The organism is Deinococcus sp. YIM 134068 (assembly GCF_036543075.1).
Lineage (GTDB): Bacteria > Deinococcota > Deinococci > Deinococcales > Deinococcaceae > Deinococcus > Deinococcus lichenicola.
Genome location: NZ_JAZHPF010000017.1, coordinates 56,676 through 74,142, shown reverse-complemented (window position 1 = coordinate 74,142; position 17,467 = coordinate 56,676). Strand labels below are relative to the sequence as shown.

Annotated in this window: 16 protein-coding genes and 1 rRNA gene; 8 read left to right on the top strand and 9 right to left on the bottom strand. The window is 70.8% G+C overall.

The window, feature by feature from the left end; all coding sequences use genetic code 11:
- Positions 1-122: ribosomal RNA gene (locus tag V3W47_RS14985) — 16S ribosomal RNA — on the top strand; the annotation flags it as partial.
- 570 nt (positions 123-692) lie between these two features.
- Here the strand turns inward: V3W47_RS14985 and V3W47_RS14980 are convergent.
- Positions 693-1,019 carry a DNA-binding protein gene (locus V3W47_RS14980; protein ID WP_331826026.1) on the bottom strand — a complete coding sequence of 109 codons (327 nt, stop codon included), beginning with the start codon at positions 1,017-1,019 and terminating at the stop codon, positions 693-695.
- A 72-nt stretch (positions 1,020-1,091) separates the two neighbouring features.
- On the opposite strand from V3W47_RS14980, the gene V3W47_RS14975 reads away from it, so the two are divergent.
- The 3 genes from V3W47_RS14975 (at position 1,092) to V3W47_RS14965 (ending at position 4,018) form a co-directional block, all read left to right on the top strand.
- The gene (locus tag V3W47_RS14975; RefSeq protein WP_331826025.1) at positions 1,092-1,949 is read left to right on the top strand and encodes a hypothetical protein; all 858 of its coding nucleotides are present in this window, start codon (positions 1,092-1,094) and stop codon (positions 1,947-1,949) included.
- A 57-nt stretch (positions 1,950-2,006) separates the two neighbouring features.
- The gene (locus V3W47_RS14970) at positions 2,007-2,657 is read left to right on the top strand and encodes a TetR/AcrR family transcriptional regulator (RefSeq protein ID WP_331826024.1); all 651 of its coding nucleotides are present in this window, start codon (positions 2,007-2,009) and stop codon (positions 2,655-2,657) included.
- A 95-nt stretch (positions 2,658-2,752) separates the two neighbouring features.
- Positions 2,753-4,018, top strand: a complete 1,266-nt coding sequence (locus V3W47_RS14965; protein WP_331826023.1) for an RsmB/NOP family class I SAM-dependent RNA methyltransferase — start codon at positions 2,753-2,755, stop codon at positions 4,016-4,018.
- Positions 4,019-4,088: 70 nt separating this feature from the next.
- Here V3W47_RS14965 and hisD read toward each other — a convergent pair whose 3' ends face one another.
- From hisD to V3W47_RS14950, 3 genes are all read right to left on the bottom strand, one after another.
- Entirely contained in the window at positions 4,089-5,495 is a 1,407-nt protein-coding gene (gene hisD, locus V3W47_RS14960; protein WP_331826022.1) for a histidinol dehydrogenase, read from the bottom strand.
- Positions 5,496-5,583: 88 nt separating this feature from the next.
- Positions 5,584-6,096, bottom strand: coding sequence for a hypothetical protein (locus V3W47_RS14955; RefSeq protein ID WP_331826021.1), 513 nt, complete (start codon positions 6,094-6,096; stop codon positions 5,584-5,586).
- Between the two features lie 137 nt (positions 6,097-6,233).
- Positions 6,234-7,412 carry a phosphopentomutase gene (locus V3W47_RS14950; protein WP_331826020.1) on the bottom strand — a complete coding sequence of 393 codons (1,179 nt, stop codon included), beginning with the start codon at positions 7,410-7,412 and terminating at the stop codon, positions 6,234-6,236.
- 123 nt (positions 7,413-7,535) lie between these two features.
- Here V3W47_RS14950 and lptB point away from each other — a divergent pair, with 123 nt between their 5' ends.
- The 3 genes from lptB to V3W47_RS14935 all read left to right on the top strand — a co-directional run bounded on the left by lptB (position 7,536) and on the right by V3W47_RS14935 (position 11,420).
- Positions 7,536-8,306 carry an LPS export ABC transporter ATP-binding protein gene (gene lptB / locus V3W47_RS14945; RefSeq protein ID WP_331826019.1) on the top strand — a complete coding sequence of 257 codons (771 nt, stop codon included), beginning with the start codon at positions 7,536-7,538 and terminating at the stop codon, positions 8,304-8,306.
- Between the two features lie 23 nt (positions 8,307-8,329).
- A complete protein-coding gene (locus V3W47_RS14940; protein ID WP_331826018.1) occupies positions 8,330-10,165 on the top strand; it encodes a DUF3084 domain-containing protein in 1,836 nt (611 codons plus the stop codon).
- Positions 10,166-10,226: 61 nt separating this feature from the next.
- A complete protein-coding gene (locus tag V3W47_RS14935; RefSeq protein WP_331826017.1) occupies positions 10,227-11,420 on the top strand; it encodes an ABC transporter substrate-binding protein in 1,194 nt (397 codons plus the stop codon).
- Positions 11,421-11,587: 167 nt separating this feature from the next.
- Here the strand turns inward: V3W47_RS14935 and V3W47_RS14930 are convergent, their stop codons facing one another.
- From V3W47_RS14930 to V3W47_RS14920, 3 genes are all read right to left on the bottom strand, one after another.
- Positions 11,588-12,439, bottom strand: a complete 852-nt coding sequence (locus V3W47_RS14930) for a carbohydrate ABC transporter permease (protein WP_331826016.1) — start codon at positions 12,437-12,439, stop codon at positions 11,588-11,590.
- Positions 12,440-12,452: 13 nt separating this feature from the next.
- The gene (locus V3W47_RS14925; protein ID WP_331826015.1) at positions 12,453-13,385 is read right to left on the bottom strand and encodes a carbohydrate ABC transporter permease; all 933 of its coding nucleotides are present in this window, start codon (positions 13,383-13,385) and stop codon (positions 12,453-12,455) included.
- A gap of 191 nt (positions 13,386-13,576) precedes the next feature.
- The gene (locus tag V3W47_RS14920; protein ID WP_331826014.1) at positions 13,577-14,839 is read right to left on the bottom strand and encodes an ABC transporter substrate-binding protein; all 1,263 of its coding nucleotides are present in this window, start codon (positions 14,837-14,839) and stop codon (positions 13,577-13,579) included.
- A gap of 168 nt (positions 14,840-15,007) precedes the next feature.
- Between V3W47_RS14920 and V3W47_RS14915 the strand changes: the two genes are divergently transcribed.
- Complete coding sequence (locus tag V3W47_RS14915) at positions 15,008-16,252, top strand: cytochrome P450 (protein WP_331826013.1); 1,245 nt, start codon at positions 15,008-15,010, stop codon at positions 16,250-16,252.
- A 170-nt stretch (positions 16,253-16,422) separates the two neighbouring features.
- Here V3W47_RS14915 and V3W47_RS14910 read toward each other — a convergent pair whose 3' ends face one another.
- On the bottom strand, positions 16,423-17,088 hold the full coding sequence (locus V3W47_RS14910) for a hypothetical protein (RefSeq protein ID WP_331826012.1): 666 nt from the start codon (positions 17,086-17,088) through the stop codon (positions 16,423-16,425).
- Positions 17,089-17,152: 64 nt separating this feature from the next.
- A complete protein-coding gene (locus V3W47_RS14905; RefSeq protein WP_102128235.1) occupies positions 17,153-17,356 on the bottom strand; it encodes a helix-turn-helix domain-containing protein in 204 nt (67 codons plus the stop codon).
- Between the last annotated feature and the right edge of the window lie 111 nt (positions 17,357-17,467).

Below are 17,467 nucleotides of genomic sequence, written 5' to 3'. Positions count from 1 at the left end.
GGAGTACGTCGCAGCTAAAACCATCGGGAGCCGCAAGGCAGGTGTCTAGGCTGTGGCGCATGACTGGGGTGAAGTCGTAACAAGGTAACTGTACCGGAAGGTGCGGTTGGATCACCTCCTTTCTACAGGTCACGTCACCCATCAGCGATGCGAACACGCCCCGAGCCTTAAAGGCTCGGGGCGCTTCCTTGTGCCTATGCTATTTGAGGAGGGGTTGATCACCCACCAAGCGTCACCGCGCACTCCTCGAAGTTCCTCTGATGTCGGCAGCAGCGGCAATTTCAAGCTCGCCGAGTGGCGGAACTTTCCACATTCCAGACTCGACAGGCCGCCCCTGTCCTCTAGGCGTCCCTCAAACGGAAGCCTCAGCCCTGGTCTGAACATCATCCGGCAACGCAGGTTGACCAGAATGCCCGTGATCTAGGGCTGAAGCTGCATTCGGAGTAGGTAGGCTGCGAGTTCACCCTTTGGCGCGCAGGGTTCTTCTGTCATCAGCGGGGTTCCGCCTTCCTCTGAACCAGTCCTGCAACGGGCTGACGACCACCTTGCTGAAGTTGAGAACTAACGACACGGGCCACCCTACCTGACGCGGCGTTTCTCCCTCTCCCGGCCCTCCCCGCAGCCTGACCTCTCTCCGGCGGAGATGTGCCGACTCGCGGTCCCCCCCGTCTTGGACCCTACCCGCTGCCCCCTTACGCTTCGTTCAGCGCCTCTACCGCCCGCTCGCTCCACGCCCGTCCGGCGTCGCCACCCCAGAGGAGCCAGGCGATATATCCACGCGAGGGCTTGCCCTTCTCCTCGGTCTCGCCCAAGTTGTCGTGGGCGTGGCGGGGGAAGTACTGGGCGATGTGCCGCACCTGCTCCTCGCTGACCTCGCCGCCCGCCGCCAGAGTCTCGGCCATCTCCTCGCCGACCTCGGTGCCGCCGTACCCGTATTCCTCGCGCAGCTTCAATCCCTTTCTCGCGTTGTCACGCACCTCTGCCGGGATGTGGAGGTCCGCCCCGTTCTTCTTCGCCATGCCCCACCCTGACAGGCCGCCCGCTCCCGGTCAGTCGCCCTTCACGCCATCACCGGGCCGTACGCTGGGGCCGTGACTCCTACCGACGACCTCGACGCCCTGGACGCGCGCATTCGTGCGGCGCTCGCCGAGGAGCCGCGCGTTTCCCATGCCCTCGCCTACGGCAGCCGCACGCAGGTGGATGTGGGCGGCGCTCCCCGGTCCGACCGCTGGAGCGACCTCGAATACTGGGCCTTTCTGGGGAAGGGAGAGACGCTGGACCCCTTCGCGTTCCTGGGGACGCTGACGCCGCTCGCCCTCGCGTGGGTCAATCCCTTCGGCACGCCGAACGTCGTCACGCCGGACCTGACGCGGGTGGAACTGCACGTCGTCCCCGTGGGGCGGCTGGCGGAGGTCGGCGGGTGGCCGAACTCGGGAGACCTGCCGGAGCGGATGCTGATCAAAGATGCCGACGGTCGCCTGCATGAGCTTCTGGCGTGGCGGGCGGCCTCCCCACCCCTCGGGGCGACCCTGCCGGACCCACAGGCCGAGTACGACGGTGTGCTCGGCGCGCTCGTCCTCGGTTCGGCCCTGCTCGCCCGAGGGGAGGAGTTGCGTGCCTGGGACGGCCTCTTCTGGGTCCGCGCCGGACTCCTCCGCCTGGCCCGCGCGGCGCAGGGGACGCGGCAGCCCCTCAACCCTGCCCGCCGCGCCGAAGACGACCTCTCAGCGTATTGGTGGCGGGCCATCCGGTCGACCGCCGCCGGGGTAGAGGTTACGCAGGCTCACGTGCGGGCGCTCGAAACCGCTGAGGCCCTCGCCCACGCCCTCTCCCTGAATCCACGGGCAGAGGTGGGGGCGGCCCTCGCCCGGCGTCTCGCCCCCCGTCGTCCGAACTCCTGTGAGGTGGGTGGGTATGAGGCCGGTGGGGGAATTGGGGGTAAACGGTGAGGTGAGGCGTGAAGGGCTTCACGGTGGGGGGGCTATGGTGGACCTACCATGCCAACTGTGGTCAGTGATACAACCGTCCGCCCCGCCCGCGCCCGCAGCCCCGAGGAGAAGGGGCAGCGCCGTGACGATATTCTCCGCGCCGCCGAGCACCTCTGGACGAGCACGCCCTACGCCGACCTGAGCATGAATCAGGTGGCGCGGGAGGCGGGCCTCGCCAAAGGCACCCTCTACCTGTACTTCGACACACGCGAGGAGCTGTTCCTGGCGCTGCTGACCGATCATCTTCAAACCTGGGTCGGGGAGCTGACCACGCGGCTCGACGAGCGCCGCCCCGGCACCCCCGCCGAGGTGGCCGACGTGCTCGCCGCCTCCGCGCGGGGCCACGAGGCGCTGCGCCGCCTGCTGATCCTGCTGGGCACGGTGCTGGCCCGCAACGAGAACTACGACCTCGACCTGCGCTTCCGGCGCGAGGTTCGCCAGATGCTCGGGGGCGTGGTGGAGCGGCTGCCCTTCACGCCCGAGGTCTCGCTGCGCGTCCTGACGCACACCTGCGCCCTGGCCGTGGGCTGGCAGCACGCCACCGAGGAGACCCTGACCACCGACTACCTGCGCCGCCAGCGCGACCTCGCCTTCCTGGCCCCCCGCTTCGAGACCGAGTTCGCCCTGGGGCTGCGGGCCGTCATCGAGCGGCTGGCGGGGGAGGGGTAAGGGCGGGGGAAGTGATGAGAGTTGAGTGATGAGAGGGGCAGGCAGCGCCTCAGCCCCCATCTCTCGTCGCCCACCACTTCCCGTATTCTGGCCGGATGACTGCCCCCCGCCCCACCTTCAACCCGGCCCGCGCGCTGGCCGTTCGCGTCCTGACGCGCGTGCTGGCGGGGGAGACGTTCGCGGCCCCGGCGCTCGACGCGGCGCTGGCGCAGGCCCGGCTGCCCGCCCGGGACGCGGGCCTCGCCACCCATGTCGTGTACGGCACCCTGCGGCACGCGCCCATGCTGGAGGCGGCCCTCACGCCGCTGCTGCGCGGGGAGACGCATCCCAGGGCACGCGCGCTCCTCCTCGCCGGGAGTTTCGAGAAGCTGGTGCTCGGCACGCCGCCGCACGCCGTCGTCAGCGAGTACGTGGGGCTGGCGCGGGGGGCGCGGCTGGCCCCGCCTGGCCTCGTGAACGCCGTGCTGCGCCGGGTGGAGCGGCCCGCCGAGAGCGACGAGACGCGGTACGCGCTGCCCGGCTGGCTGCTGGAGGTCTTCCGCACGTCCTACGGGGAGCGGGCGGGTGGGGTGCTCTCCAACCTGCTGGAGCCGCAACCCCTGTGGCTGAGTGTCACCGACGCCGGAGTCCGCAGCCTGGAGGCCGAGGGCCACGTGGTCGAACCCGGCCCGAACGGGGTGGACCGGGTGACGCTCGCCCGCCCCCTGCGGGAGACGGCGGCCTATCGCAAGGGTCAGGCCCAGCCCATCAACCCGGCGAGTCTGGCGGTGGTGGACGCGCTGGGGGACGTGGCGGAACAGCGGGTCCTCGACCTCGCGGGGGGCGCGGGCGTGAAGGCCGCCATGCTCGCCGCGCGTGGGGCGGGAGTCACGAGCGTGGACCTCATGGCGCGCAAGCACGACGCCGCCCGCGCCAACCTCGGGCGGCTGGGCCTCCGGGCCGACTTTCTCACCCACGACCTCACCGCGCCGCTGGACGTGCCGCCCGCGCTCCTCGTACTGCTCGACGCCCCCTGCACGGGCACGGGCACCCTGCGCTCGCACCCGGAAATCAAGCTGCGCCTCACGCCGGGGGCGGTGGGGGAACTCGCCGCCCTGCAAGCGCGAATGCTTCCGAACGCCGCCGCCCTCGTCCAGCCCGGCGGGCTGCTCGTCTACAGCGTATGCAGCGTGACGCCCGAGGAGGGACCGGAGGTGGTGCGTGACTTCCTGGCGGCACATCCCGACTTCGTGCCCGAGCCGGTGCCGGAACTGGGAGTGCCGACCGTTCCCGCCGGAGACGGGGTGCTGACGGTGGCCGAGGGCGGGGTGGACGGCTTCTTCATCACCCGTCTGAGGCGGGCGGGTCCTGCGAGTGGGTGACTTGTGATTGTGTCACCCTCCAGAGGCTGAGACAGCCAGCGCCGTGGGGGGTAGGGTGAACGCCGGAGTCCTACCCCCGTTCCCTCTCGCCCAGGCCCTCCTCCCTCGGCACGCCGTCCAGCGCGGCGAGCGTCGCCTCCGGGCGGGGTTTGGGGTCCTCCGGGTCGGGGGTCAGGCGGCTCTCGATGGCGCGGGCGTGGGCCTCCAGCCCCTCGGCGCGGGCGAGGGTGGCGGCGGGGGGGCCGATGCGGCGCAGGGCGTCGGCGTTCACGCCCACCACGCTGATGATGTTCTGGAAGTCGCGGACGTTGACCGGACTCATGAAGCGGGCGGTGCCCCCGGTGGGCATGACGTGGCTCGGTCCGGCGACGTAATCGCCCAGCGCCTCCATGCTCGCCTCCCCCAGAAAGACGCCGCCCGCCCGCCGCACCCCGTCCAGCAGGCTCCACGGCTCGCGCGTGAGCAGGCACAGATGTTCGGGGGCATACAGGTTGGCGAGGTCCAGCGCCTCGGTCAGGTCGGCGGCGAGGACCACCTTCATGCGCGCCTCCACGCTGTCGCGCGCCCAGCCCCGATTGGGTTCGGGCAGGGCTTCGAGCGCCACATTCAGCTCGGCCTGCACCTCCAGCAACAGGTCGCGGCTGGTAGACACGAGGACGGGTTCGGCTCCCAGGTGCTCCGCCTGCGCGAGGAGGTCGGCGGCCACGAAGCGCGGGTCGGCGCTGTCATCGGCGACCACGAGGGTCTCGGTCGGGCCGGGGAGGCTCTCGATGCCCGCCACGCCGTACACCTGCCGTTTGGCGATGACGACGAAGAGGTTGCCGGGTCCGGCGATCTTGTCCACGGCGGGCACGCTGGCGGTGCCGTAGGCGAGGGCGGCGATGGCCTGCGCGCCCCCGACCCGGAACACGCGGCCCACCCCGACCTCACGCGCGGCGACGAGGATGGCCGGACTCACCCTGCCGTTGCGTCCGGGAGGCGTCGTTACGACGATCTCGGGAACGCCCGCCACCCGCGCCGGAACCGCCGTGTGAATCAGGGTGGAGACGAGGGGCGCGAGGCCGCCCGGCACGTACACCCCGACCCTTCCCAGCGGGCGCACGAGTTGTCCCAGCGTTCCGTCCGGCCCCTCGTGGAGGAAGCCGTGCGCGGGCTGCCGCTCGTGGAAGGCGCGCACCCGCTCCACGGCGAGACGGATGGCGGCGTGGAGGTCGGGCGTCACGGTCGCCGCCTCGATCTCCTCGTGGGGCACCTCCAGCGCGTCGGGGCGGGTGCCGTCCAGCCGCTCGGTCCAGTCGCGCAGGGCGTCGTCGCCGCGTGCGCGCACGTCCGCGAGGATGCGTGAGACGACCTCCTCGGGTGTCAGGCGCTCACCGAAGGTGGCCTCGATGCGGGTTAGGACACTCTCGGGGACGGGAATCTCGGCGAAGGTTCGGGTCAGGGCCGCGCGGGCGGCGTCACCTTGAAGGACTTGCATGGGGGAACTCCGGGGGCGGTCAGCCGTCAGCGGTCAGCCGTCAGCAGAGAGAGGGCTTGGGAAGAAGTTTGGGCTGAGAGTTAACCGTTTACCCCGCCCGCCGTCGCCGCCGCTCCGGCTGCCCCTTGCGCGGCAGGTGCAGACTCGCCTCCACCGGGCCGAAGTCGGTGGGCTGAATCATCCGCAGGAGGCGGTGGGGTGAGTCGCGCTCCACGTACACGTAGGCACCGCCGGGCCGCAGGAAATAGGCGCGGGCGGGGAGGCCGCCCACCTCCGTGTCCGGGAGGCGCTGGACGAGGACGCGCCCGCCCGTCATGTGGGTGGTCGCGCGGTCCTGCTCGCCCAGACTCCGCAACCACAGGGGCAGCGACACGGGATCGTGGTACTCGGTCGTCAGGGGCGTGGTCGCCTCCTCCTTGCCCTGTCGCAGGGTAATCAGCCCAGCCCGGCGGTCGAAGGTCGCCTCGAAGGTGGCGCGGCCCCGCCCGTCGCCCTCCGCGTAGTGCAGGCTGGTGAGCAGGCGGGGGTGCAGACGGCTGACCTGCAGGCGGCGCAACTCCGGCAGCACGCCGCTGAAGCCCGTCTCCACCCGCACCACCACCGCGCTGCGCTCCGGCTGGACGGTCCAAGACTGCTCGCCCGCATACCGTCCGCCCAGCGAGAGCGTGAGCGTGAACGCCTCGGGACCCAGGCGGAACTCGGGGCTGGCATCTGCGGGGGCTGCCCCGACCGGTGAGGTTAATTCAGCGCCTTCCAGAAACTCTCACCCGGCCCCCCCCAGTCGGCTCCCAGCGCCTCCGCGACCGTCGCCCCCACATCCGCGAAGGTGGCGCGCTCGCCGAGGTCCACCGCGCCCGTCAGACCTGGGACGTGGGCGAGCAGCAAGCCGTACTCGCGCGTGTGGTCGGTCCCGCGCCACGTCGGGTCGTTGCCGTGGTCGCTGATGACGAGGAGTGCCCCGTCCTCCGGCACCGCCGCCAGCAGGTCGGGGAGGGCCGCGTCGAACTGAGAGAGGCACGCGCTGTAGCCCTGCGGGTCGCGGCGGTGCCCGAAGCGCGCGTCGAAGTCCACGAGGTTGGTGAAGATCAGCCCGCTCGTGCCGTCCGCCGCCGCCCGCCGCATCCGAGCGAGGGTCCTGGCGATGCCGTCCGCGTTGTCGTCGGTGTGAATCTCCTCGGTGAAGCCCCGGTGCGCGTAGATGTCGGGAATCTTGCCGATGCCGACGACCTCGCGGCCCGCGTTCCTGAGCGCGTCCAGCACGTTGGGCGGTGGCACCAGCGAGAAATCCTTGCGGTGTTCGTTCGCCCGCTCGAAGGGGAACTCGCCCCGGAAGGGCCGGGCGATCACCCGCGCGACCGCGAACTCCCCTTGCAGAATGCCCCGCGCGGCCTGACACCACCCGTACAGCGTTTCCAGCGGCACCACGTCCTCGTGGGCGGCGATCTGGAACACGCTGTCGGCGCTCGTGTACACGATGGGAGAGCCTGTGCGGCGGTGTTCCTCCCCGAAGTCGCGGATCACGTCGGTGCCGCTGTAGGGGCGGTTGCACAGGTGCCCGCGCTCCGTCGCCGCGTCGAAGCGGTCCATCACGGCGGGCGGGAAGCCGTCCGGGAAGACCTGAAAGGGGTGCTGGAGTTGCACGCCCATGAACTCCCAGTGCCCGGTACTCGTGTCCTTGCCGGGACTGACCTCACGCATCCGGCCAAACGCGCCGCGCACCTCGCCTGCCGGGACGGTCCCCGGTGAGGTCTGGACGGTGGGAAGGCGGCTCAGGCCCAGCCGCGCGAGATTCGGTAACGGAACGGGCGCTGCCGCGAGCGTGTGGTTGAGGGTATGCGCGCCCGCGTCCCCGAACCGCTCCGCGTCCGGGAGGGCACCGACGCCCACGGAGTCGAGCACGATGATGGTCAGCAGCATGGGGTCAGTGTAAGGGCGCGGAGGCAGAAGGTCGAAGGCCAAGGGCCGAGGTTCGCTTTCCGCTTTCCACCCTTCGTCTCTCCCGTCACCGGGGCCGCGTGAGGCCCATGCTACCCTCAGCACGTGACCGCGCCCGCCGTCTTCCCCCCCGTCCCTGCCGTCCCACCGCGACCCGAACTCACGGCGCAGGGCCTGAGCAAAAGCTATGGGCGGCGACAAGTGGTGCGCGGGGTGGACTTCACGGTGCGGCCCGGCGAGATCGTGGCCCTCTTCGGGCCGAACGGGGCGGGGAAGACCACGACCTTCTACATGCTGGTGGGCTTTATTCGCCCCGGCGGGGGCAGCATCCGCCTCGGCGACCGCGACGTGACGCGCCTGCCCATGCACGAGCGGGCGCGGCTGGGATTGGGCTACCTCCCGCAGGAGCCGAGCGCCTTTCGCAAGCTCACCGCGCGGGACAACCTGCTCGCCATCCTCGAATACCAGAGGCTCTCCCGCGCCGAGCAGGAGGAGCGGGCCGACTCCCTCCTCGCGGAGTTCGGGCTGACCCACCTGGCGAACTCCTCCGCCTACCAACTCTCGGGCGGCGAGCGGCGGCGGCTGGAACTCGCCCGCGCGCTCACCACCGACCCCGACTACCTCCTCCTCGACGAGCCGTTCACGGGCGTGGACCCCAAGAGCATCCGCGAGATTCAGCGCCTCATCCGAGAGCTGCGCTACCGCCGGGGCATCGGCGTGTTCATCACCGACCACAACGTGCGCGAGACGATCGCGCTGACCGACCGGGTGTACCTGATGTTCGACGGGGAAGTGAAGTTCGAGGGCACCCCGGCGCAGTTCGCGGGGGACGAGGACGCCCGGCGGCACTACCTCGGCGACGACTTCGAGCTGTAGGGGAAGAGGGGGGAAGAAGGCGGATGCTGTGGCTCTTTTTGCCCTTCGTAGTCATCCTGTCGGGGGTGGTCGCCTACGCCGCCGACACCATCGCCAAGAAGGTGGGCCGCAAGCACCTGCGCTGGTTCGGGCTGCGGCCCAAGACGACGGCGCTCATCGTCGCCGTGCTGTCGGGCATGGGCATCAGCGCGGCGAGTCTGGCCGCCTTCCTGCTGCTCAACCGGAGCGCCGTGAATACCATCGCGCAGGCCGACCAGCTCCGGCCCCAGATCACGGCCCTGCGCGAGGAGGTGGCGGACGTGCAGGGCGGTCTGCGGGCGGCGCAGCGCGAACGGGACGCGGCCCAGCGCGAGGCCGGGCGACTGCGCGCCGAGCGTGAGCGGGCGCAGGCCAGCCTGGAGACGGCGACCGCCGAGCTGGGGGCCGCCCAGACCCGTCTCCAGACCGCGCAGACCCAGCGGCGCACGGCCCAGACGCAGGCGGCGACCCTCCAGGCGCGCGTCACCGAACTCAGCGCCCTGCGTGAGGCGCTGGAGACCCGCGCCGAGGCGAGCCGCGCCCGCTTGGCCGAGTCGGAGGCGGCCCTCGCCTCCAGCCGGGAGCGGGCACGGGCGCTCGACGAACAGGTCGCCGCCCTCGACGCCCGCGCCGCGCAGGCCGAGGCGGGCGTGACCCGCGCGCAGGCCCGCGCGGAGGCCGCACAGGAGCGGGTGACGGCGCTGGGCGAGCAGGTCCGCACCCTGGAGGCGTCCCGGCAGCGGGTGGAGGCACAGCGCAACGTCCTCGCCGGGGAGCGAGACGCCGCCCGCCGCGCAAGGGACGCCGCCGTGGCCGCGAGCGCGCAGGCGGAGGCCCAGCGCCTCGCCGCCCAGCGCGAACGCGACCGACTGGCCGCCGAACGCACGGACCTCCTCGCCGACCGCACGCGCCTCACCACCGAGCGCACCGAGCTGCTGGCCGCCCGCGCCCGCCTGACCGCCGAACGCGACGCCGCCGCCCGCGCCCGTGACGCCGCCGTGGCCGCCCGTGAGGTCGCCACCCGTGAGCGCGACACGGTGGCCCGCGAGAGGGATACCGCCGCCCGCGCCCGCGACACCGCCCTGGGTGCCCGCGACGCCGCCACCCGCGAGCGTGACCGGGTGCGTGCCGACCTCGCCTCCCTGCGGACCCAGGGGGCGGCCCTGCGCGCGGCGAACGAGACGCTGGCCCGCGACCTCGCCACCACACGGGCCAGCCTCGGCCAGTTGCAGGACGAGTATTCCAGCGCCCGCAGCGAACTCAGCGCCAGCCGCAACGCGGACCTCGCCTTTCCCAGGAACGACCTCGTGTACGCGGCGGTCGTGCCGGGCGTGCGGAATCTCGACACCTTCCTGACGGGGGCCGCCGCCGCCGCCACCACACGCGGGGCACGGGGCACGCCCGCCGCCCGGCTGGACCCCGCCGCCCGCGCCACCCTGGAGGCGAGGCTGCGCGGCCTGAACGCCAGCACCTTCGTCCAGTGCCGCGCCGCGAACAACACCGCCGTCGGTTTCCCGGTGGACCTCGCGTGTGAGGCCCGGCCCAACAGCACCCTCTACCGGGGCGGGCAGCTCATCCGCCGCGCCAGCATTACCCTCGGGGCAGACACCCGCACCGTGCAGGCGCAGATTCAGAACCTCGTGCAGGACGCGGTGGTGGACCTCACCACGCGCGGCGTGCCCGGCGAGTACATCGCCAATCAGGGCCTCGACGTGAACGAGTTCGTGGACCTGCTCACCCGCCTGGGCGGGCGCGGCGGCACGAGCGCCACCGTCGGGATCGCTGCCCGCGAGGACGTGCGGCCCGGCAGCCGGGTAGACCTGTACCCGGTGTTGCCGTAGGTCCCCCCGCATCGTTCTTTTCGTCCGCCTCCAGTCAGCCTCCCCCGCTATCCTGCCCCCCATGCGCCGTCTCGCCCTTCCCCTCTCCCTGCTGCTCGCCGCGTCCGCGCAGGCTGCGCCCCTGAAACTGGAATTCTGGCACGCGATGGACGAGGCTGTGGTCGCCGGGTACGCTCAGGCGTTCAACCGCTCGCAGACGGCCTACGAGGTCGTGCCCGTCGCAGGCGGCAATTACCGCGAACTCAATGACAAGCTCCAGAAGGCGCTGGCCTCCGGCAAGGCCCCGGCGCTCGCGCAGGTGGAATTCACCCGCTTCGCCCGGCTGGCGGCGGACGGACGCCTCACCGACCTCTCGCGGCTGACGGACGCGCTGCCGGAGGGACTGACCCGCGACCTCTACGTCCCGGTCTGGCGCGCGGGAGAGGTCGGCGGCAAACGCTACGGCCTCCCGTGGAACGTCAGCGTCCCCGTCCTGATGTACAACGTGGGGGCACTGCGCCGGGCGGGCGTGGCGGCTCCGGGGACATGGGCGGAGGTCGAGACCACCAGCCGCACCCTCGCTACACGCGGTAAACGCCCCCTCGTCGCCACCGCCGACGCCTGGACCTTCGAGGCCAACGTCACCTCGCGCGGTGGCAGCCTCGTCGTGAATGGGCGACCGAACCTCAACGGTCCGGAGGCGGTCGAGGCCCTCACCCAGCTCGCCCGGATGAGCGCCGCCGGACTCGCGCAGCCCCGCCGTCTCTCGGAGGCCACCCGCGCCGCCTTCGACTTCGCGCGTGGGCAGAACATGTTCGTGGGGGCCAGCGTCGCCAACTGGACGGACGCCCGCCGCCTGCCCTTCTTCCAGCTCGGCATCGCGCCCTTTCCGTGCGGGGGGGCGGGGGCCTGTACCGTGCCCCTCGGCGGTGCCCACCTCGTCGTTCCGCAGGGGACCCCGGCGCAGGGGCAGGCGGGTGCCGTCGCCTTCTGGCAGTTCCTGATGGACCCCGCCCGCCTCGCCGAGTGGGTCAAGTCCACCGCCTACGTCCCCAGCCGCCGCAGCGTCACGCCCCTCCTGAACGAGTGGTATGCCAAAAACCCCCAGATCAGAGCCGCCCATGCCCAGCTCGACCGCGCCGTGCCCCGCCCCACCGCGCCCGCCTTCGAGGAGTGGACCCTGCTGCTGGAGGAGGCCATCAGCCAGGCCACGACCGGCAAGCTGAGCGCGAAGGCCGCGCTGGACGAGGCACAACGGAAGGCGGAGGGAAGGTAGGTCAGGTTTTTTGCTTCCTCTCCCCCCGTGGGTGACTCGAAGAGCTGCGAAGCAGAGGGCCGGGGTGAGGGGGTGACGTGACGACTCCACCGCCCACCGCCCACAGAGACCTAAGAAAAAGGGCCACCCGCGCGAGGTGGCCCCTTCCTATCCAGCTTGGAAAAACTTCAGCCCTTGACCGCCCCCGCCGTCAGGCCGGAGACGATGTTGCGCTGGAACACGAGCACGAGGATGATCAGCGGCACCGTGACCACGATGCTCGCGGCCATGATCGGTCCCCACGGCTGGTCGAACTGCGAGGCCCCCGAATAGTTGGCGATCACCACGGGCACCGTGCGGTTGCTGCTCGTGAAGGTCAGCGCGAACAGGTACTCGTTCCAGGCGTTGATGAAGGCGAGGAGTCCCGTCGTCACCAGCGCGGGCATCATCACCGGAAACAGCACCTGAAAGAGCGTCTGCAATGGGCTGGCCCCGTCCACCAGCGCCGCCTCCTCCAGTTCGCCGGGGATGTCGCGCACGAACGAGGTCAGCACCCAGACCGTGAAGGGAATCGTGAAGATCAGGTAGCTGAAGATCAGCGAGATGGGGTTGTTGAACAGATTGGTCGCCTGCACGAGCGTGAACAGCCCGCCCAGCACCGCGATCTGCGGAAAGACGCTGACCGCCAGGATGATGTACAGGATCATACTCTTGCCCCTGAACTTGAAGCGGCCCAGGGCGTAGGCGGCGAAACTGCCCAGCAGCAGGCTGATCAGCACCGAGACCACCGCCACGATGACGCTGAACAGCAGCCCGCGCTGGAAGTTGGCGTTGGCGAAGACCTGCGTGTAGTTGCTCAGGGTCGTCGGAGCCGTGATGAATTGCAGCGGCGGCAGGAAGAGGTCGCCCGCCCGCCGGAAGCTCGTCAGCACCGCCCACAGGAAGGGAAAGAGCAGGTACACGGTGATGACGATGACGAGCAGGTAAAACAGGACGCGCTGGGTGTAGTAGAGGGCCGGATTCGTCTTTTGCAGGTTCATAGGCTCAGCCCCCTCAGTCGAACTTCACGCGGAAGGCGGTGACGTAGATGACGACGATCACCATGATGATCAGGAAGATCGCCACCGCCACCGCGCTGCCCAGCCCCAGCAGCGAGTTGTCGATCAGGGCCTGCCGCGCGTAGCCCGTCATGCTCGTGGAAGAGGCGGTGTTGGCCCCCAGCATCACGTACATGATGTCGAAGACGCGCAGGGCGTCCAGGCTGCGGAACACCAGCGCCACCAGCAGCGCGGGCCGCAGCAGCGGCAGCGTCATGCGCCAGAACTGGGTCCACTTGCTCGCCCCGTCCATGTCGGCGGCCTCGTACATATCCGAGGGCAGGCTCTGGAGTCCGGCCAGGATCAGCAGCGCCATGAAGGAGGTCGTCTTCCACACGTCCACGGCGATCATCGCCCAGATCGCGGAGTCCACGTCGGCGAGCAGCGCCTGACCGCCGAGGATGCCGCGCCCGACCAGCCCGAAGGAGTCGTTGTACATGTAGGCCCACATCTGCGCGCTCACCACCGTGGGAATCGCCCACGGCACCAGCATGGCGGTGCGCAGGAAGGCCCGGCCCTTGAAGGCGCTGTTCACCACCAGCGCGATGATCATGCCGAACACCGTTTCCAGGAAGACCGAGACGACCGTGAACAGCAGCGTGTTCTTCACCGCCGTCCACCACTTCGGGTCTTGCAGGAAGCCCAGCGGCACGCCCTCTTCGGTGGTGAACCAGAAGTTGCCCAGCCCCAGGAAGGTGCGCTCGCCCGGCGTGGTGAGGTTGGCCTCGTACAGCGAGAAGAAGAAGGTGCGGTACAGCGGGTAGCCCGCCACGACCGCGATGGCGATGAGGGTGGGCAGCAGCAGCCAGATGGCCTGCCGGGCGCGGGCGGCCTCGATGCCGCGCCGGCGAACCGGAGCCGCCTGGGTGGGTGTGGCGTTGGTCGTCATGGGTCCTCCCCCAGAGGGTGCCGACCCCACGCGGGCCGGGCTGGGTGTGCGGGCGATGCGGCTTGCAAGGGGCGGGGCGGGAGCGGGGGAGAAAGCGCTTGGGGGACGCCCGTGTTCAGGACGTCCCCCACTTTGGCGCTCAGGCGCGGGCGGGGTGCGCCGCAGCCCCGTGTGGGCCTAGAGGTCCAGGCTCAGAAGCCGCGCCCCTTGATGCGGGCGAGGTCGGTGCTGAGCTTGGCGACGGCGGCCTGGCCCTTGCTCTTGCCGTTCAGCACATCGCTGACGGCGGTGCTGAAGGCCTGGGAGACCTGGTTGTACTTGCCCCTCGTGGGGGCGGAAGGACGCGGCACGGCGTTCGTGAACACGCTCAGCAGGCTGCCGAAGAAGGGGTTGGCCTTCAGGATGGCCTGGTCCTTGTACAGCGCCTGGATCGTGGGGTTGTAGGTGCCCTCGATGGCGCGAATCTTCTGCTCGGCGGGGCTGGTCAGGTAGCGCACGAGGTCGACGGCGGCGGCCTGGTTCTTGGAGTAGCTGCTCACCCCGAGGTTCCAGCCACCCAGCGTCGCGGCGGGCTTGCCGCCGGGGCCGGCGGGCAGCGGGGCCACGCCGATCTTGCCCTTCACCTTGGAGTCCGCGCTCTGGCCGAGTGCCCACGCGTAGGGCCAGTTGCGCATGAAGGCCGCGTTCCCCGACTGGAAGATGCCGCGCGCCTCCTCCTCCCCGTAGGTCGTGACGCCCGCCGGGCTGATGGTGCGAATCCAGCTCGCCGCCGCGTCCAGCGCCGCCGCCATCTTGGTGTTGTTGACGGTAATGCGGCCCGTGCCGTCCACGATGGTCCCGCCGCCGAAGGAGCTGACCCACTCCAGCGCGTTGCAGGTCAGGCCCTCGTAGTTCTTGCCCTGCCACACATAGCCCGCGAAGGTCGAGTTCGCCCCCCGCTCGCCGTCCTGAATCTTCTTCGCCATCGTGGCGAGCTGCGCCCAGGTCTTGGGCGGCGCGGAGTAGCCGTACTTCCTCAGCAGGTCGGTGCGGTAGTACAGCAGCCCAGCGTCCGTGAACCACGGCATCGACACCAGCTTGCCGTTCACGGTGTTCGCGTCCACGATGCCCTTGAAGTGCGCGTTCACCTCGGCAGCGGGAATCTTGCCCTTCAGGTCCACGAAGTGCTGCGAGAGCAGGCCCGGCCAGATCACGTCGAGCTGGTACACGTCGATGTCGCTGCTGCGGGCCGCGAGCTGCTGCTGGTACAGGCCCAGGCGGTCGTTCGTGAGGTTGGGGCTTTCGAAGATGTTGACGGTGTTGCCCGTCTTCTTGGCCCAGCGCGCGGCCCCGTCCTTGCAGAGCTGGAGTTCCTGCCCGACCGTGCCGCAGGCGAGCGTGAGGGTCACGGCGCTGCCCTGGCTGGCGGCTCCGAGGGTGGCGGTGAGACCGACGATGGCAAGTGCTTTCTTCATGCGTCCTCCTGGGTGGGTACAGGCCACAAAGCCCACCGCCCCTACGCGGAAGCGGTTCCACCCCTGGCTCAAGTTTGGTGAGGGAAGGCTACACCGCGCGCCCACTCCCCGTCAATGTGAGGAAGCCGGCGTTTCTCCGGTCTCCGGGTGCGGCGGTAGCCTGGGCCTATGTCCGTCCCCGTGCTGAGCCTGCCGCTGAACGACCCGGCGTTCGTGCGTGACCCATACCCCCTGCTGGCCCGGTTGCGCGAGGAGACGCCCGCCCTGCGCGACCCGGCCCTGAACCGCGTCTTCCTCACGCGGCATGCGGACATCTCGGCGGTGCTGCGCGACCGCACGCGCTTTGGGCGGAGCGCCCTGCACCGATACTCGCGCGACGAGCTGGGCTGGCCGCCCCCCGACCCCGCGCGGGCAAACTTCGACGCCTTCAACGGCAACCACCTCCTCGATTCCGAGCCGCCCAAGCACACCCGGCTTCGCTCGCTCGTGGGCCTCGCCTTCACGCCCCGGCGGGTGGAGGCGCTGTCCTCCCGAATTGAGGCCCTGCTCGCCCGGCAACTCGCGAAGGTCGGCGCGGACGGCTTCGATCTCGTCGCCCAGTACGCCGAGCCGCTGCCCGTCACCGTCATCGCAGAGCTGCTGGGGGTGCCCCAGGGGGAGCGCCACCACCTGCGCCCGTGGTCGGCGGCCATCGTGCGGCTGTACGAGCCGACCCACACGGCGGGCGAGCAGGCGGAGGCTGAGCGGGCCGTACTGGAGTTCAGCGCCCTGCTGCGGGACCTTGCGCGGTTGCGACGCCATGACCCACAGGATGACCTCATCACCGCGCTCGTGCAGGCCGAGGACGGCGGCGACCGCCTGAGCGAGCGCGAACTCATCGACACCTGCATTCTCCTCCTGAACGCCGGGCACGAGGCGTCGGTCAACGGCCTCTCGGCGGGCGTGCTGGCCCTGCTGCGGCAGCCCGAACACTGGCGAACGCTCGCTCAGGCCGCGCCGCATCAAGGCAGCCTGCCCCTCTTCCGGACGGCGGCAGAGGAACTGCTGCGCTACGACACGCCCCTCCCGCTGTTCGAGCGGTACGTGCTGGAGGAGGTCGATCTCTTCGGTGAGACGCTCCGCCCCGGCGAGAAGGTCGGCCTCCTGTACGCGAGCGGCAACCGCGACCCGCGCCGTTTCGAGCGGCCTGACGAGCTGAACCTGACGCGCGACCCGAACCCGCATCTCACCTTCGGGCTGGGCATCCACTACTGCCTCGGCGCGCCCCTCGCCCGGCTGGAGCTGGCGCTGAGCCTGCGCGCCCTCGCCCGCGCCTTCCCCGACCTGCGCCTCCCCGACCCCGACGCCGAGCCGGAGTACGTCGGCGGCTTCGTGATTCGGGGGCTGAGGCGGCTGGACGTGGTGGCGGGGTGAGATCGGGACCTGCCGCGTGGGGAAGTGTCAGGTGAGTACGTCGGGGGGCAGGACTCCGTAAATTCCGTCGAGGCGAAGTTCCTCGGTCCGGAATCGGGCCGACCAGGATGGAGAGCTGCCCCTACCGACGGCAGGTCCTCTGCTTCGGCCTGCTTCTGGGGAGGAAGTCTTCAGGAGTCCTCCGGGGCACGAAAGCCCTGCCACCACACTCCGCCCAATTCCCCCGCCTCCGCCTCTCTGCGGGCTTCCTCCTCTCGTCCGAGCGCGAGAAGCGCCACCACCCGCGCCGGGCTGCGCGGCACGCTGCGGGTAAGAGCCTTAGCGGCGGTACGTGCGGCCTTGTCCCTCCCTCCCACGGCGGCCTGTGCGTGCGCGAGGACGGCGAGAAGGTGGGCGTCGGCCTCGGTGCCGCTCATCTCGGCGACCCTGAGTCCCTCGGCCAGGGCGCGGAGGGCGGCGCGCGGGTCAGCCCGGAGGTTCATCTCACCGAGCAGGGTGGCGGCGGCGATGAGCGCCCCGGCGTCCCCCTCCGAGCGGGCGAGCGTCCGGGCGTGGGCGGCGAGGCTGGCAGCGTCCGGCTGCCCGGCCTGCCACGCGGCGCGGGCGCGCAGGAGGGCGGGCCGGGCGGTGTCGGGCTGACCCGCAAGTGTGGTGAAGGCAGCATCGGAATCGCCCAGCCGAAGGAACGCGGCGGCACGGGTGAGGGGGTCCTCGGCCCACCGTGCGGCGAAGCTTGGCCGCCCCAGTTGCAGCGCGAGGGGGGCGGCCCGCGCATGGTCGGCGGGATCGAGGGCGCTCAAGGCGGCGAGCGCGGCAGCCTCGTCCCCCCGCTCCATAACCGCTTGCAGGACCGCGAGGGTCAGGTCCGCCCCCGCCTGGGTTTCCCCGAAGGATTCAGCTTCAGGCGCTCAGGCCGAGGTCCAGACCCAGGAAGCGCCACAGCGAACGCCGGGGCACGCGCAGCCCGCTGGGATGTTCGACCGCGCCGAGGCGACCGTCCCTGATCCAGCGGCGGACGGTGCGTTCGTGGGTGCCCGTGAAGTCGGCGACCTCGCTGACCTTCAGGAGCTTCGGGAGCGTCTGGAACTGTTCGGTGAGCGTCAAGGCAACCTCCGACAAGCACGCGGGGCCACCCCAAGGCGGCCCCGACGACGTTCTGGATTGTGGGCGACCCGCCCGCTCGCCCCGGCACCCGGCCCGTCCGCACCGTGCGGC